Here is a 15,849-nt window from a genome sequence, read left to right as displayed (position 1 = left end):
GGTCAACTACTTCTTCTTCGTGGCCGAAGAAGTGCGCCAGATCATGGCGCAGCTGGGCATCCGCAAGTTCGACGACCTGGTGGGCCGCACCGACTTGCTCGACATGCGCCGTGGCATCGAGCACTGGAAGGCCAAGGGGCTGGACTACAGCCGCCTGCTGCACCAGCCGCCGGTGGCCGACGGCGTGGCGCGCCGCCACGTCGAAACCCAGGATCACGGGCTGGATCGGGCGCTGGACGTGCGGCTGATCGAAAAGGCCCGTCCTGCCATCGAGCGTGGCGAGAAGGTGCACTTCATCGAGAGCGTGCGCAACGTCAACCGCACGGTGGGCGCGATGCTGTCGGGCGAGGTCACGCGCCACCACCCGGAGGGGTTGCCTGACGACACCATCCGCATCCAGATGGAGGGCACGGGTGGCCAGTCGTTCGGCGCCTTCCTGTGCAAGGGCATCACGCTGTACCTGATCGGCGACGCCAACGACTACACTGGCAAGGGTCTGTCGGGTGGGCGCATCGTGGTGCGCCCCAGCATCGATTTCCGCGGGGATGCGGGCCACAACATCATCGTGGGCAACACGGTGCTGTACGGTGCGACGCGCGGCGAGGCGTTCTTCCGCGGCGTCGCTGGTGAGCGTTTCGCCGTGCGGCTGTCCGGCGCCACCGCGGTGGTGGAGGGTACCGGCGACCACGGCTGTGAGTACATGACCGGGGGGACCGTCGTCGTACTGGGCAAGACGGGGCGCAACTTTGCCGCCGGCATGAGCGGTGGTATCGCCTACGTCTACGACGAAGACGGCCTGTTTGCCAAGCGCTGCAACACGGCGATGGTGGCGCTCGACCGCGTGGTCTCGGCCGCCGAGCAGGAGGCCACGGTCGATCGCGCCATCTGGCACCGCGGCATGACCGACGAGGCGCAATTGCGCCAGTTGCTGGAGGAGCACCACCGCTGGACCGGCTCCACCAAGGCGCGCGCCCTGTTGGACGACTGGGCGACGGCGCGCACGCGCTTCGTCAAGGTGTTCCCGCACGAGTACAAGCGCGCCCTAGGCGAGCTGGCCGCCAAGCAGTCGGCCGCCGAGGTAGCGGCCGAGGCCGCGCCTGCCAAATCGGCGGGCAAGTCCCGCAAGACCGCGCCGGCCGCGTGAAGGCGGCGCCGTTCATCGACTGACGAGGCAATCGATCATGGGTAAGATCACTGGCTTCATGGAATACGCGCGCGTCGAGGAGGGCTACCAGCCCCCGCAGGAGCGCGTCAAGCACTACCGCGAGTTCGTCATCGGGCTGGACGAGGCGCAGGCCAAGATCCAGGGCGCCCGCTGCATGGACTGCGGCACGCCGTTTTGCAACAACGGCTGCCCGGTCAACAACCTCATCCCGGACTTCAACGACCTCGTCTATCGGGGCGACTGGAAGAACGCGATCGAGGTGTTGCACACCACCAACAACTTCCCCGAGTTCACCGGGCGCATCTGCCCGGCGCCCTGTGAGGCGGCGTGCACGCTCAACATCAACGACGATCCGGTGGGGATCAAGTCGATCGAGCACGCCATCATCGACCGCGCCTGGGCCGAGGGCTGGGTGCTGCCTCAGCCGCCCAAGGTCAAGACCGGCAAAAAGGTGGCGGTGGTCGGCTCTGGTCCCGCCGGACTGGCGGCAGCCCAGCAGCTCGCGCGCGCGGGGCACGACGTGACGGTGTTCGAAAAGAACGACCGCGTCGGCGGGCTGCTGCGCTACGGGATCCCCGACTTCAAGATGGAGAAGTGGCTCATCGACCGCCGCGTCGAGCAGATGCAGGCCGAAGGGGTGACGTTTCGCACCCGGGTGCTGGTGGGCACGCTGCCCGAGGGCGTCAAGGTGAACAATGACGCGCGCGAGGTCATTGCGCCGGAGCAACTGAAGGCCGAGTTCGACGCCGTGCTCTTGTGCGGCGGGGCCGAGCAGCCGCGCGACCTGCCGGTGCCGGGCCGCGAGCTCGATGGCATCCATTTCGCGATGGAGTTCTTGCCGCAGCAAAACAAGGTCAACGCCGGCGACAAGCTCAAAAAGCAAATCACCGCCACCGGCAAGCACGTCATCGTCATCGGCGGGGGCGACACCGGCAGCGACTGCGTGGGCACCAGCAACCGGCACGGTGCGGCCAGCGTGACGCAATTCGAGGTCATGCCCCAGCCGCCCGAGCAGGAAAACAAGCCGCTCGTCTGGCCCTACTGGCCGCTGAAGCTGCGCACCAGCACCAGTCACGAGGAAGGCTGCCAGCGCGAGTTCGCCATCGCCACCAAAGCCTTCATCGGCAAAAACGGCAAGGTTACGGGCGTGCGCACCGTGCACGTCGAGCTCAAGGACGGCAAGCTGGTCGAGATTCCTGGCACCGAGAAAGAATACAAGGCCGACTTGGTGCTGCTGGCGATGGGCTTCGTGTCGCCGATTTCTACCGTGCTGGATGCCTTCGGCGTCGAGAAGGATGCACGCGGCAACGCCAAGGCGCACACCGAGGCCAACGGCGGCTACGCGACCAACGTGCCCAAGGTGTTTGCCGCGGGCGACATGCGGCGCGGCCAGTCGCTGGTGGTGTGGGCGATCCGCGAGGGCCGCCAGGCCGCGCGCGCGGTCGACGAGTACCTGATGGGGCACTCTTTGTTGCCCCGCTGACGCGCAAGCCCGCGATCGCGCCCGTGCGACGCGCTTGCGGGTTATCCCGTATGATTCGGCAGCCGGAGCCACCGGCTGTTGTTATTTTTTGCATCCATGATCGAGTCCCCCCTCGTCGAGCTGCGCCGCGTCACCTTCGGGTACGGGGATGGGCGTCCCGTGCTCGACGACGTGAGCTTGCACGTGCCCCGTGGCAAGGTTACCGTGCTGATTGGAACCTCGGGTGGGGGCAAGACGACGCTGCTGCGGCTCATCGGCGGGCAGTTGCGGGCCCGCAGCGGCCAGGTGCTGTTCGACGGACAAGACGTCGGCGCGCTCGACCGCGACGGTCTGTACGCGGTGCGGCGGCGCATGGGCATGCTGTTTCAGTTCGGCGCGCTCTTTACCGACATGTCGGTCTTCGACAACGTGGCCTTTCCGCTGCGCGAGCACACCCGGCTGTCGGAGCCGCTGATTCGCGACATCGTGCTCATGAAGCTGCACGCCGTCGGTTTGCGCGGCGCGCGCGACCTGATGCCGGGCGAACTCTCCGGCGGCATGGCGCGCCGCGTGGCGCTGGCGCGCGCCATCGCGCTCGATCCGGAGCTGATCATGTATGACGAGCCGTTTTCGGGCTTGGACCCGATCTCGTTGGGCACGGCTGCGCGGCTGATTCGGCAGCTCAACGACACGCTGGGGCTGACGAGCATCATGGTCTCGCACGAGCTGGAGTCCACCTTCGCGGTGGCCGACCACATCATCGTGCTGGCCAACGGGCGCGTGGCGATGCAGGGCACGCCAGACGAGGTGCGGCACAGCGAGGACCCGCTCATTCGCCAGTACGTGACCGCGTCGCCCGACGGCCCGGTGCGTTTTCACTATCCGGCCGTTTCGGTGGCCGAGGATTTCGGCCCCACGCTGCGGGGAGGGCGACGGGCATGAAAGGGTGGCATCCCGCCGATATCGGCTTTGCCGTGCGCGCCAAACTGGCCGACCTGGGTCTGGGCGCGCGGTTGTTCGTGCGCCTGTTGCTGGGCACGTGGGCGAGTTGGCGGCGCTTCGGGCTGATCCGCGACCAGATTCACTTCTTGGGCAACTATTCGCTGTCGATCATCGCGGTCTCGGGGCTCTTCGTGGGTTTCGTCTTTGGGCTGCAGGGCTACTACACGCTGCAGCGCTACGGCTCGTCCGAGGCGCTGGGCCTGCTCGTGACGTTGAGCCTGGTGCGCGAGCTGGGGCCCGTGGTCACCGCGCTGCTGTTCGCCGGGCGGGCCGGCACCTCGCTGACCGCTGAGATCGGCCTGATGAAGGCCGGCGAGCAGTTGAGCGTCATGGAAATGATGGCGGTGGATCCCATCGACCGCGTGCTTGCGCCGCGGTTTTGGGGCGGGGTCATCGTCATGCCGCTGCTGGCGGCGGTCTTCAGCGCCATGGGGATCATCGGTGGCTGGGTGGTCGGGGTACTCATGATCGGGGTCGACGGCGGCGCGTTCTGGAGCCAGATCCAAGGCGGTGTCGACGTGTGGGCCGACGTCGGCAATGGCATGATCAAGAGCGTGGTGTTCGGCATCGCGGTGACGTTCATTGCCCTGCTGCAGGGGTTCGAATCGCACCCGACGCCCGAAGGGGTGTCGCGCGCCACCACGCGCACGGTGGTCATGGCGTCGCTGACGGTGCTGGGCTTGGATTTCATCCTGACGGCGATGATGTTCACCATCTGACTGAGCGAGGAACGTGGAGTGATGCAGCGATCCAAAATCGACGTGTGGGTGGGGCTGTTCGTGCTGATCGGGGCGGTAGCCATCCTTTTTTTGGCCCTGCAGGCCGCCAACCTGTTGAACCTGAGCTTCAACCCCACCTACCGCGTCACGGCGACGTTCGACAACGTCGGCTCGCTCAAGCCCAAGGCGGCGGTGCGCAGCGCCGGTGTGGTGGTGGGGCGGGTGGAGTCGATCGCGTTCGACGACCAGACCTACCAGGCGCGCGTGGTGCTGGCGCTCGAATCGCGGTATGCTTTCCCGAAGGACAGCTCGCTCAAGATTCTGACCAGCGGCCTGCTGGGCGAGCAGTATGTGGGGATCGAGCCCGGCGGCGCGGACGCCAACCTGTCCGAAGGTGACGTGGTTACCCACACCCAGTCGGCCGTGGTGCTGGAAAACCTGATCGGTCAATTCCTCTTCAACAAGGCCGCCGAAGCGGGAGGTGCACAATGAACCCAGAAATGGTCATCCGCTGGCGCCGGTCGGGTGCCGCGATGCTGGCGGTGGCCGCGATCGCTATCTCGGGCTGTGCCACCGGGCCGGATGCCAACCCGCGCGATCCGCTCGAGCCACTCAATCGCGGCGTTTACCAGTTCAACGAGGCGGTCGATACCGCCGTGCTGCGGCCCGTGGCGCAGGGATATGTGGCGGTGGTGCCGTCGCCCGTGCGCACGGGGGTGGGCAACTTCTTTGCCAACCTGCGCGATGCGTGGTCGGCGCTCAACGCCGCGCTGCAGGCGCGCCCGCAGCCAGCGGCCGAGAATTTCATGCGCTTTAGCGTCAACACCTTCCTGGGCCTCGGGGGTGTGCTCGACATTGCCAGTGAGATGGGCATCCCGCGCACGACGCTCGATTTTGGCCATACGCTTGGCCGCTGGGGCGTGCCCTCGGGCCCCTATCTGGTGCTGCCACTGCTGGGTCCCTCGAGCGTGCGCGAGGCCGTGGCGTTGCCCATCGACCGGCGCGGCGACCCCGTCTCGCAAGGGGTGGACGATGTCGCCACGCGCAACGGCGCGCAAGCCCTGCGGCTGGTGGACACGCGCGCGTCGCTGCTGCGCGCGGGGGAACTGCTGGAGCAGGCGGCACTGGACAAATACGGCTTTACGCGCGATGCCTACCTGGCGCGCCGTCAGCGCCAGATCGATGCCTCGCGTGGCGACGACGAGTGACGCGCCGACGTCACCAGTGGTAACCGTCCGGAACCCGGCGCGTCTTTTCTGAACCGAATGGATATGCAAACGACCCTTGTATCTCCGACCCGCCCGGTAGCGGCCGTGATGAACCGCCGCCGCTGGTGGATCACCAGCGCGGCCGTTGCGCTCGCGGCGACCCTTGCGTGGCAGCCCCACGCCCGCGCCCTGGCGATGGAAGCGCCCGATGCGCTCATCCAGCGCGTGGGCACCGAAGTGTTCGAGGCCGTCAAGCGCGACCCCGCCCTGCGCAACGGTGACATCACGCGCATCATGGAGCTGGTCGACAGCCGGCTCATGCCACACGTCAACTTCGAGCGCATGACCGCGTCGGCCGTCGGGCGCTTCTGGCGGCAAGCCACGCCTGAGCAGCGCCAGCGCCTGATGGCGGAGTTCAAAATCCTGCTGGTGCGTACCTACTCGGGCGCGCTGACCCAGATTCGCGACCAGACGCTGGTCATTCGCCCCCTGCGTGCGGCACCCGACGCGACCGAGGTCGTGGTGCGCTCCGAGATTCGCGGCGGCAAGGGCGACCCGATCCAGCTCGACTACCGGCTCGAACAGACGCCCACCGGCTGGAAGGTGTACGACCTCAACGTCATGGGGGTGTGGCTGGTCGAGACGTACCGCACACAGTTCGCGCAGGAGATCGCGGCCAAGGGCATCGACGGGCTGATCGCCGCGCTGGCCGAGCGCAACCGCGCCAACGCCAACGCGCAGCGGAGCTAAATCGGCATGGCCGAGGCACTCGTCACTCCCCTGCCGCCGCTGCCCGCCACCCTGACCCACGCACAGGCCGAGGATTACGTGGCGCGCTGCCGTGCCGCGCTCGCGGCCGTGTCGCCCGCCCCGTTCGTGGCGCGGGTGGATGCCGCGGCGCTGCAGGAGTTCGATTCCTCGGCGCTGGCGGCGCTGCTGGCCGTGCGGCGCGAGGTGCTCGCCCGCGGGGGCGACTGGCAGGTGAGCGGCTTGCCGCCCCGGGCGCGGGTACTGGCAGGCCTGTATGGGGTGGCGGAGCTGCTGCCGTCGTAGAATGGCGGGTTTATGTCCGCCGCCGTCCGATTCGATCACGTCAGCAAGCGTTTCGACACGCCACGCGGGCTCTTGCACGCCCTGCAAGACGTGGCGTTCGACATCGAAGCGGGCGAATTTTTCGGCCTGCTCGGCCCCAATGGCGCGGGCAAGACCACGCTCATCAGTATCCTGGCCGGGTTGAGCCGACCCAGCAGCGGGCGCGTGGCGGTGTTCGGGATCGATGTGCATGCCGATCCCATGCAGGCGCGGCGGCGCTTAGGCATCGTGCCGCAGGAGCTGGTGTTCGACCCCTTCTTCACCGTGCGCGAGGCGCTGCGCTTTCAGTCGGGCTACTTCGGCATCCGCGGCAACGACGCCTGGATCGACGAGCTGCTGGCCGGGCTGGGCTTGACCGACAAGGCCGACACCAATATGCGGCAATTGTCCGGTGGTATGAAGCGGCGGGTCATGGTGGCGCAGGCGTTGGTGCACCGGCCGCCGGTCATCGTGCTCGACGAGCCGACGGCGGGCGTGGACGTCGAGCTGCGCCAAACGCTGTGGGCGTTCATTTCGCGCCTCAACCGCGAAGGCAGCACCGTGCTGTTGACCACGCACTACCTGGAAGAGGCCGAGGCGCTGTGTGGCCGCATCGCGATGCTGCGCGCCGGGCGCGTGATCGCCCTGGAGCGCACGGCGGATTTGCTCAAACGCGCGTCGGCCAACGTGTTGCGCTTCAAGACGGATCAGATGCTGCCGGCGGCGCTGGCGGCGCGCGCGCGCGTGACCGGGCGCATCAAGCAGATCAAGGTGCACGACGCTTACGAGGTCGAGCAGACGCTGGCGGCGTTGCGCCAAGCGGGCGTCGTGATGGAAGACATCGAGGTGCACAAGGCCGACCTGGAAGATGTGTTTCTGGATTTCATGGCCGTACAGCCGACTGCGGAGGCGCCGGCATGAGTGGCTGGCAAACCCTGCTGCGCAAGGAGGTGCTGCGCTTCTGGAAAGTGGCGTTCCAGACGGTGGCCGCGCCCATCGTGACCGCCATGCTGTACCTGCTGATCTTTGGCCACGTGCTCGAAGAGCACGTGCAGGTCTACGACGGCGTGGGCTACACCGCGTTTTTGCTGCCTGGGCTAGCGATGATGAGTCTGCTGCAAAATGCGTTTGCCAACAGCTCGTCCAGCCTCATCCAGAGCAAGATCATGGGCAACCTGGTCTTCATCCTGGTGGCACCGCTGTCGCACTGGGCCTGGTTCGTCGCCTACGTCGGCTCGTCCGTGCTGCGCGGGCTGGTCGTGGGCACGGGGGTGTTGTTGGTCACGGCATGGGCGGCCGAGTTGCGTTTTGCCCATCCGCTGTGGATCGGGGTGTTTGCGGTGCTGGGGGCGGGTCTGTTGGGCGCGCTGGGCGTGATCGCCGGCCTGTGGGCCGAGAAGTTCGACCAGATGGCGGCGTTTCAGAACTTCCTCATCATGCCCATGACGTTTCTGTCCGGCGTGTTCTACTCCATCCACTCGCTGCCGCCGTTTTGGCAGGCGGTCAGCCACCTCAACCCGTTTTTTTCCATGATCGACGGTGCGCGCTACGGCTTTTTTGGGGTGAGCGACGTCTCACCTTGGCTGAGCCTGGCGGTGGTCGGCACGGCGTTCGTCCTCGTGGCGGCGCTCACGCTGCACCTGCTGCGCATCGGCTACAAGATACGCCATTGATTTTGCTGGGCGCTGCAGCGCCAGACCTCACGAGAGCACCGACCATGACTGCCGACCAACTGCGCGCCCTGATTGCGGCCGGACTGCCGTGCGAACACCTGGAGGTCAGCGGTGATGGCCGTCACTGGATGGCCATCGTCGTCTCGCCCGCCTTCGAGGGGTGCCGCGCCATCCAGCGCCACCAGATGGTGTACGCCACGCTGGGGCAGCGCATGCACACCGACGAGGTGCACGCCCTGTCCATGAAGACCTACACACCTGCCGAGTGGCAGGCCGCCCGCCGCACAGCGCAGGAGTGACGATGGAGCGGCTCAGTATCCGGGGCGGCCAGCGGCTGCACGGCGAGGTGGAGATCTCGGGCGCCAAAAACGCGGCGCTGCCCGAGCTGTGCGCCGCCTTGTTGACCGACCAGCCGGTGACGCTGCGCAACGTGCCGCGGCTGCGCGACGTGGCCACCATGCGCGCGTTGTTGGAGGGCATGGGGGTGCAGGTGCGCACGCATGGCGAGCGCGGCGGCATGACGCTGCACGCTGTCGGCGCGCTGCAGCCGGTGGCGCCGTACGAGATGGTCAAGACCATGCGCGCCTCGATCCTGGTGCTGGGGCCGTTGCTGGCACGCTGCGGCCAGGCGCGCGTGTCGCTGCCCGGGGGGTGCGCGATCGGCTCGCGCCCGGTGGACCAGCACATCAGGGGTTTGCAGGCCATGGGGGCCGAGATCGTGGTCGAGCACGGTGACATCGTGGCGCGGCTGCCCGCTGGGCGCAGCCGGCTGCGTGGCGCGCGCATCACCACGGACATGGTTACTGTCACCGGCACTGAGAACCTGATGATGGCTGCGGCGCTTGCCGAGGGCGAAACCGTGCTGGAAAACGCCGCGCAGGAGCCCGAGGTGGTCGATCTGGCGCAGCTGCTGATTGCCATGGGCGCGCGCATCGAGGGCCACGGCACCAGCCGCATCCGCATCGAGGGCGTGGCAGCGCTTGCGGCTGCCGAGCACACGGTCGTCTCGGACCGCATCGAAGCGGGGACGTTCTTGTGCGCGGTGGCGGCTACCGGGGGCGAGGCGTGGCTGCGCGCGGCCCGCGCCGAGCACTTGGACGCGGTGATCGACAAACTGCTCGACGCCGGCGTGCAGGTGCAGGCCGAGCCCGACGGTATGCGCGTGCGCTCGCCCGGCGGCGCGGCGTTGCGGGCGCAGAGTTTTCGGACCACCGAATATCCGGGTTTTCCGACCGACATGCAGGCGCAGTTCATGGCCCTCAACGCCATCGCGCAGGGGCCCAGCGCCATCACCGAGACCATTTTCGAGAACCGCTTCATGCACGTGCAGGAGCTGGTGCGGCTGGGGGCGCAGATCCGCATCGACGGGCGCACCGCGTTCGTCGAGGGGGGGCGGCGGCTGTCGGGCGCGACCGTGATGGCGACCGACTTGCGCGCCTCGGCCAGTCTGGTCATCGCCGGATTGGTCGCCGACGGCGAGACGGTGGTCGACCGCATCTACCACCTGGACCGCGGCTACGACCAGATGGAGCGCAAACTGCGTGCGCTGGGCGCCGACATCGAGAGGATCGCATGAGTGCCGACACCGTGACCCTGGCCCTGTCCAAGGGCCGGATCTTCGACGAGACCCTGCCGCTGCTGCGTGCGGCGGGCATCGAGGTGCTCGAAGACCCCGAGACCTCGCGCAAGCTGATCCTGCCCACCAACCGGCCCGAGGTGCGTGTGGTGCTGGTGCGCGCCACCGACGTGCCCACCTACGTGGAGCACGGCGGCGCCGATCTGGGCGTGTGCGGCATGGACACGCTCATCGAGCACGAGGCCACCTGGGGCGACGCGGCCCGGGTGGGTCTGTACCGGCCGCTCGATCTGGGCATCGCCCGCTGCCGCATGAGCGTGGCGGTGCCGGCCGATTTCGACTACGCGCGCGCAGTGCGCCAGGGAGCGCGCCTGCGCGTGGCGACCAAATATGTGGCGATCGCGCGCGAGTTCTTCGCCAGCAAGGGCGTGCACGTGGATTTGATCAAGCTCTATGGCAGCATGGAGCTGGCGCCACTGACCGGGCTGGCCGACGCCATCGTCGACTTGGTCTCCACCGGCAATACCCTCAAGGCCAACCGGCTGGTCGAGGTCGAGCGCATCATGGACATCTCGTCGCAGCTGGTGGTGCGGCCGACCGCGCTCAAGCTCAAGCGCGAGCGCATTCGTCCCATGCTGCAAGCCTTTGCGCAAGCGGTCGCGCAGCGCTCTGCGACAATGGAACCATGACCATGGCAGATCGACTCTTGGCCCGCCCACTGCGGCTGGACACCACAGACGCGGATTTCGAGGCACGCTTCGCTTCGCGCCTGCACTGGTCGGCCGAGACCGACGCGGACATCGAAGCGCGCGTCGCGCAAATTCTGGCCGACGTGCGCACACGCGGTGATGCGGCGGTGCTCGAGGTCACGCGTCGCTTCGACGCGCTCGAGGCGGCCAGCGTGGCCGAGTTGGAGTTGGGCGCGCCCGTCCTGCGCCAGGCCTTCGATGGCCTGCCTGCCGCGCAGCGCGACGCCCTGCAACAGGCGGCCGCGCGCATTCGCCGCTACCACGAGGCGCAGCTCGACGCATGCGGCCGCTCGTGGGAGATTCGCGAGGCCGACGGCACGCGGCTGGGGCAGAAGGTCACGCCGCTGGACCGCGTCGGCATTTACGTGCCGGGTGGCAAGGCGGCCTACCCGTCGAGCGTGCTCATGAACGCGATACCGGCCCACGTCGCGGGCGTGCCGGAGATCGTCATGGTCGTGCCCACGCCGCGCGGCGAGCGCAACCCGCTGGTGCTGGCCGCGGCGCACGTGGCGGGCGTCAGCCGCGCGTTCACCGTCGGGGGGGCGCAGGCGGTGGCGGCGCTGGCCTATGGCACCGCCACCATCCCGAAAGTGGACAAAATCACCGGCCCGGGTAACGCCTACGTGGCCAGCGCCAAGAAGCACGTTTTTGGTACCGTGGGCATCGATATGATCGCGGGGCCTAGCGAAATCCTGGTGCTGGCGGACGGCACCACACCACCCGATTGGGTGGCGATGGACCTGTTCAGCCAAGCCGAGCACGACGAGCTCGCGCAGTCCATCCTGCTGTGTCCGGATGGGGCCTATCTGGACGCGGTGCAGGCAGCCATCGACCGCCTGTTGCCCACCATGCCGCGCGCCGACATCATCGCCAAGAGCCTCAACGGCCGTGGCGCGCTCATTCGCACGCGCGACATGGCCGAGGCGTGCGCAATCAGCAACCGCATTGCCCCGGAGCACCTGGAGATCGCCAGCCGCGAGCCGCAGCGCTGGGAGCCGCTATTGCGGCACGCGGGCGCGATCTTTCTGGGTGCCTACACCAGCGAGAGCTTGGGCGACTACTGCGCCGGCCCCAACCACGTGCTGCCCACCAGCGGCACGGCGCGTTTTTCCAGCCCGCTCGGGGTGTACGACTTCCAGAAGCGCACGAGCCTCATCGAAGTCAGTGCCGACGGCGCGCAGACGCTGGGCCGCATCGCGGCGGTGCTGGCGCATGGCGAAGGCTTGACTGCGCACGCGCGCGCGGCCGAGCTGCGCCTGTGCTCGGAGGGCGATGCATGAGCGCGCGGCTCGACGCCGCCCTGCAGCGCATCCGAGACGACGTGCAGGGCATGCACGCCTACGCGATCCAGGATGCCGTGGGCCTCATCAAGCTGGACGCGATGGAAAACCCGTTCGCGCTGTCCGAGCCGCTGCAGCGCGCACTCGGTGAGCGCCTGGGCCGCGTGCCCGTGCACCGTTATCCGGGGCCGCGCATCGACGACCTCAAGCGCGCGCTGGCCGCGCACGTCGACCTGCCCGCGGGGGCGGCGCTCATGCTGGGCAATGGCTCGGACGAATTGATCGCCTTGTTGGCCCTGGCGTGCGATCGGCCCGGGGCCGCCATCGTGGCGCCGGTGCCCGGCTTCGTCATGTACGCCATGAGCGCGCAGCTACAGGGCCTGGCCTTCCACGGCGTGCCGCTCACACCCGACTTCGCGCTTGACGAGGCGGCCATGGTCGAGGCGATCGCGCGCGTGCGGCCGGCAATCACCTATTTGGCGTATCCCAACAACCCCACCGCCAACCGCTGGGATCCGGCGGTGATGCGGCGCGTCATCACCGCCGTCGGCGCGGCAGGCGGCCTGGTGGTGGTGGACGAGGCGTACCAACCCTTTGCCAGCCACACCTGGCTGGACGAATGGCGCGCTGACCCCGACGCGCACGCGCACGTGCTCGTCATGCGCACCCTGTCCAAATTCGGGCTGGCGGGCGCTCGGCTGGGCTACCTGATCGGCGCGGCGCCCCTCATCGCCCAAATCGACAAAGTGCGGCCGCCCTACAACGTGAGCGCCCTCAACGCCGAGTGCGCGCTGTTTGCGCTGGAGCACGCCGACGTGTACGCCGCGCAGGCGGCCACCATCCGCGCCGAGCGCGAACGCCTGCAAGGGGCACTGGCCGCGCTGCCGGGCGTGCGGCCCTATCCCAGCGAGGCGAACATGATTCTGGTGCGCGTGCCCGACGCCGCGCGTGCCTTTGCAGGCTTGCGCGCGCGTGGCGTCTTGGTCAAGAATGTTTCTACAATGCACCCGTTGCTGGCCAACTGCCTGCGGCTGACCGTCGGCACCCCCGCCGAAAACGACGCGCTGCTGGCGGCGCTGCCTCCCTCGCTATGACTACCTTACCCGCTCCCAGCGTCACCCCGCGCACCGCGGAGGTGCAGCGCGTCACGGCCGAAACCCGTATCCGCGTGCGCGTCGACCTCGACGGCACGGGGCAGGCCCGGCTCGACACCGGCATCGGGTTTTTCGATCACATGCTGGATCAGATCGCCCGCCACGGGCTGATCGATCTGGAAATCGAGTGCCGCGGCGACCTGCACATCGACGGCCACCACACGGTGGAGGATGTCGGCATTACCCTCGGGCAGGCGCTGGCGCGCGCGGTTGGTGACAAGCGCGGCATCCGCCGCTATGGGCACGCCTACGTGCCGTTGGACGAAGCCCTGTCGCGCGTGGTGGTGGACTTTTCTGGCCGGCCTGGGCTGCACATGGACGTGCGCTTCACCGCCGGCATGATCGGGCAGTTCGACACCCAGCTCGTGACCGAATTTTTCCAGGGCTTTGTCAACCACGCGGGCGTGACGCTGCACATCGACAACCTCAAGGGCGTCAACGCACACCACCAGTGCGAGACGATCTTCAAGGCGTTTGCGCGCGCGCTGCGCGCCGCGCTGGAGCGCGATGCCCGCCTGGGGGACGCCGTGCCCTCGACCAAGGGCAGTTTGTGAGCGCCACCGTCACCGGTCACGAGACGAACGCAGCTTCCACGAGCACGATGTATACCCCGATCAGGCGCGAGACGGTCGCGGTCGTCGATTACGGCATGGGCAACCTGCGCTCGGTGGCGCAGGCGGTCATGCACGCGGCGCGGGCCAGCGATCGGGTCGACGTCGTCGTCACGGCCAGCCCGCAGGTGGTGCGCGACGCCCACCGCGTGGTGTTGCCCGGGCAGGGGGCCATGCCCGATTGCATGGCCGAGCTCGAGCGCAGCGGCCTGCGCGAGGCGGTCCTGCACGCCGCGGCCACCAAGCCGCTGTTCGGGGTGTGCGTCGGCATGCAGATGCTGCTGGAGCACTCCGAGGAAGGCGACACTGCCGGCCTGGGCCTGATCCCCGGTCAGGTGGTTCGGTTTCGCCTGGAGGGCCAGAGTCAGCCCGATGGCAGCCGCTTCAAGGTGCCGCAGATGGGCTGGAACCGGGTCTGGTACGGCTTCGAGCACGGCGCTGCCGAGCGGCCCGCGCCCCATCCGCTGTGGGCCGGCATCCCGGACGGCAGTTACTATTATTTCGTGCACAGCTACCACGCCCATCCGGCCGACCCGGCCCATGCCGCCGGTATGACCGAGTACGGCGTGCGCTTTGCCAGCGCCATCGCGCGCGACAACCTGTTCGCCACCCAGTTCCACCCAGAAAAGAGCGCCGCCCAAGGGCTGGCCCTGTACCGCAATTTCCTGCACTGGAATCCCTGAACCCTCAACCCCGCCCGAAAGCCATGCTGCTGATCCCCGCCATCGACCTGAAAGACGGCCAGTGCGTGCGCCTCAAGCAAGGCGACATGGAGCAGTCCACCATCTTTAGCGACGACCCCGCCGCCATGGCGCGCCACTGGGTCGAGCAGGGCGCCACCCGCTTGCACTTGGTGGACTTGAACGGCGCCTTCGCGGGCAAGCCCCGCAACGAAGCCGCCGTGCGCAGCATCTTGCGCGAAGTCGGCGACGACATCGACGTGCAGCTGGGCGGTGGCATCCGCGACCTCGACACCATCGAGCGCTACTTGGACGCCGGCCTGCGCTACGTCATCATCGGCACCGCCGCCGTCAAGAATCCCGGCTTTTTACAGGATGCCTGCAGCGCCTTCGGCGGACACATCATCGTCGGGCTCGACGCGCGGGACGGCAAGGTGGCCACCGACGGCTGGAGCAAGCTCACCGGCCACGAGGTCGTCGATCTGGCGCGCAAGTTCGAGGACTACGGCGTCGAGGCCATCGTCTACACCGATATCGGCCGCGACGGCATGCTCACCGGCATCAACGTCGAAGCCACCGTGCGGCTGGCGCAGGCGCTGTCCATCCCGGTCATCGCCTCGGGCGGCCTGTCGGGGCTGGACGACATCCGCCGACTGTGCGAGGTCGAGTCCGAGGGCGTGGAGGGCGTGATCTGTGGCCGCGCCATCTACAGCGGCGACCTGGACTACGCCGCGGCGGTCCGCCTCGTCGACGGCGTGGGCGCCTGACGATGCTGGCCAAGCGCATCATCCCCTGCCTGGACGTCACCGGCGGGCGCGTCGTCAAGGGCGTCAACTTCGTCGAGCTGCGCGATGCCGGAGACCCGGTGGAAATCGCCGCGCGCTACAACGAGCAGGGCGCCGACGAGCTGACGTTTCTGGACATCACCGCCACCAGCGACGGGCGCGACCTGATCCTGCCCATCATCGAGGCGGTGGCGAGCCAGGTGTTCATTCCGCTGACGGTGGGCGGCGGCGTGCGCACCGTGGAGGACGTGCGCCGGCTGCTCAATGCCGGGGCGGACAAGGTCAGCTTCAACTCCGCTGCCATCGCCAATCCCCAGGTCATCCGTGACGCCTCGGGCAAGTACGGATCGCAGTGCATCGTGGTGGCCATCGACGCCAAGCGCCGCACTCCCGCCGATGAGGCGCGGCCCGGCCCCGACGGCCAGCCCATCGGTCCCGGGTGGGACGTGTATTCGCACGGCGGCCGCAAAAACGTCGGGCTGGACGCCGTGGCCTGGGCGCGCCAGATGGCCACTCTGGGCGCGGGCGAAATCCTGCTCACCAGCATGGACCGCGACGGCACGCAAGCGGGCTTCGACCTGGCGCTCACCCGTGCCGTCAGCGACGCGGTGGACATCCCTGTGATCGCCTCTGGCGGCGTCGGCACCCTGGAGCACCTGGTCGAGGGCATCCAGCAGGGCGGCGCGGACGCGGTGCTTGCGGCCAGCATTTTCC

Annotated in this window: 18 protein-coding genes and 1 pseudogene; all 19 read left to right on the top strand. The window is 68.2% G+C overall.

Annotated features, from left to right (window positions below; translation table 11 throughout):
* Nucleotides 1-1,144, top strand: a pseudogene (locus Q0716_RS08205) (glutamate synthase subunit alpha); the annotation flags it as partial.
* Nucleotides 1,145-1,181: 37 nt separating this feature from the next.
* Nucleotides 1,182-2,648, top strand: coding sequence for a glutamate synthase subunit beta (locus tag Q0716_RS08200; RefSeq protein WP_299021870.1), 1,467 nt, complete (start codon nucleotides 1,182-1,184; stop codon nucleotides 2,646-2,648).
* 96 nt (nucleotides 2,649-2,744) lie between these two features.
* Entirely contained in the window at nucleotides 2,745-3,569 is an 825-nt protein-coding gene (locus Q0716_RS08195; RefSeq protein ID WP_299021868.1) for an ABC transporter ATP-binding protein, read from the top strand.
* Nucleotides 3,566-4,348: a lipid asymmetry maintenance ABC transporter permease subunit MlaE gene (gene mlaE / locus Q0716_RS08190; protein WP_299021864.1), complete on the top strand. Its 783-nt coding sequence runs from the start codon at nucleotides 3,566-3,568 to the stop codon at nucleotides 4,346-4,348. Before Q0716_RS08195 ends, mlaE begins: the two co-directional genes overlap by 4 nt.
* A gap of 21 nt (nucleotides 4,349-4,369) precedes the next feature.
* Entirely contained in the window at nucleotides 4,370-4,840 is a 471-nt protein-coding gene (mlaD, locus tag Q0716_RS08185) for an outer membrane lipid asymmetry maintenance protein MlaD (RefSeq protein ID WP_299021861.1), read from the top strand.
* Nucleotides 4,837-5,556, top strand: a complete 720-nt coding sequence (locus tag Q0716_RS08180; RefSeq protein ID WP_299021858.1) for a VacJ family lipoprotein — start codon at nucleotides 4,837-4,839, stop codon at nucleotides 5,554-5,556. The genes mlaD and Q0716_RS08180 overlap by 4 nt, the downstream gene beginning before the upstream one ends.
* Before the next feature lie 108 nt (nucleotides 5,557-5,664).
* Complete coding sequence (locus tag Q0716_RS08175) at nucleotides 5,665-6,306, top strand: phospholipid-binding protein MlaC (protein WP_299021855.1); 642 nt, start codon at nucleotides 5,665-5,667, stop codon at nucleotides 6,304-6,306.
* A 6-nt stretch (nucleotides 6,307-6,312) separates the two neighbouring features.
* Nucleotides 6,313-6,609 carry an STAS domain-containing protein gene (locus tag Q0716_RS08170; RefSeq protein ID WP_299021848.1) on the top strand — a complete coding sequence of 99 codons (297 nt, stop codon included), beginning with the start codon at nucleotides 6,313-6,315 and terminating at the stop codon, nucleotides 6,607-6,609.
* Nucleotides 6,610-6,621: 12 nt separating this feature from the next.
* Nucleotides 6,622-7,548, top strand: a complete 927-nt coding sequence (locus Q0716_RS08165) for an ABC transporter ATP-binding protein (protein WP_299021843.1) — start codon at nucleotides 6,622-6,624, stop codon at nucleotides 7,546-7,548.
* The gene (locus Q0716_RS08160) at nucleotides 7,545-8,300 is read left to right on the top strand and encodes an ABC transporter permease (RefSeq protein WP_299021840.1); all 756 of its coding nucleotides are present in this window, start codon (nucleotides 7,545-7,547) and stop codon (nucleotides 8,298-8,300) included. Before Q0716_RS08165 ends, Q0716_RS08160 begins: the two co-directional genes overlap by 4 nt.
* A gap of 44 nt (nucleotides 8,301-8,344) precedes the next feature.
* A complete protein-coding gene (locus tag Q0716_RS08155) occupies nucleotides 8,345-8,599 on the top strand; it encodes a BolA family protein (RefSeq protein WP_299021838.1) in 255 nt (84 codons plus the stop codon).
* A gap of 2 nt (nucleotides 8,600-8,601) precedes the next feature.
* Nucleotides 8,602-9,876: a UDP-N-acetylglucosamine 1-carboxyvinyltransferase gene (gene murA / locus Q0716_RS08150; protein WP_299021836.1), complete on the top strand. Its 1,275-nt coding sequence runs from the start codon at nucleotides 8,602-8,604 to the stop codon at nucleotides 9,874-9,876.
* Entirely contained in the window at nucleotides 9,873-10,565 is a 693-nt protein-coding gene (hisG, locus tag Q0716_RS08145) for an ATP phosphoribosyltransferase (protein ID WP_299021834.1), read from the top strand. Before murA ends, hisG begins: the two co-directional genes overlap by 4 nt.
* Nucleotides 10,566-10,567: 2 nt before the next feature.
* Nucleotides 10,568-11,905: a histidinol dehydrogenase gene (gene hisD / locus Q0716_RS08140; protein WP_299021825.1), complete on the top strand. Its 1,338-nt coding sequence runs from the start codon at nucleotides 10,568-10,570 to the stop codon at nucleotides 11,903-11,905.
* On the top strand, nucleotides 11,902-12,999 hold the full coding sequence (gene hisC / locus Q0716_RS08135) for a histidinol-phosphate transaminase (protein ID WP_299021821.1): 1,098 nt from the start codon (nucleotides 11,902-11,904) through the stop codon (nucleotides 12,997-12,999). Before hisD ends, hisC begins: the two co-directional genes overlap by 4 nt.
* On the top strand, nucleotides 12,996-13,613 hold the full coding sequence (gene hisB / locus Q0716_RS08130) for an imidazoleglycerol-phosphate dehydratase HisB (RefSeq protein WP_299021819.1): 618 nt from the start codon (nucleotides 12,996-12,998) through the stop codon (nucleotides 13,611-13,613). Before hisC ends, hisB begins: the two co-directional genes overlap by 4 nt.
* A gap of 47 nt (nucleotides 13,614-13,660) precedes the next feature.
* Nucleotides 13,661-14,353, top strand: coding sequence for an imidazole glycerol phosphate synthase subunit HisH (gene hisH, locus Q0716_RS08125; protein ID WP_299021816.1), 693 nt, complete (start codon nucleotides 13,661-13,663; stop codon nucleotides 14,351-14,353).
* Between the two features lie 23 nt (nucleotides 14,354-14,376).
* Nucleotides 14,377-15,117: a 1-(5-phosphoribosyl)-5-[(5-phosphoribosylamino)methylideneamino]imidazole-4-carboxamide isomerase gene (gene hisA / locus Q0716_RS08120; RefSeq protein ID WP_299021810.1), complete on the top strand. Its 741-nt coding sequence runs from the start codon at nucleotides 14,377-14,379 to the stop codon at nucleotides 15,115-15,117.
* Nucleotides 15,118-15,119: 2 nt separating this feature from the next.
* Nucleotides 15,120-15,849: imidazole glycerol phosphate synthase subunit HisF (gene hisF / locus Q0716_RS08115; RefSeq protein WP_299021807.1), on the top strand; the 730-nt coding region annotated here is incomplete at its 3' end.

The sequence above is a fragment of the uncultured Tepidimonas sp. genome, assembly GCF_938045175.1.
Taxonomy (GTDB): Bacteria; Pseudomonadota; Gammaproteobacteria; order Burkholderiales; family Burkholderiaceae_C; genus Tepidimonas.
The sequence above is the reverse complement of the archived record's forward strand: the minus strand, read 5'-3'. Positions and strand labels throughout refer to the sequence as shown.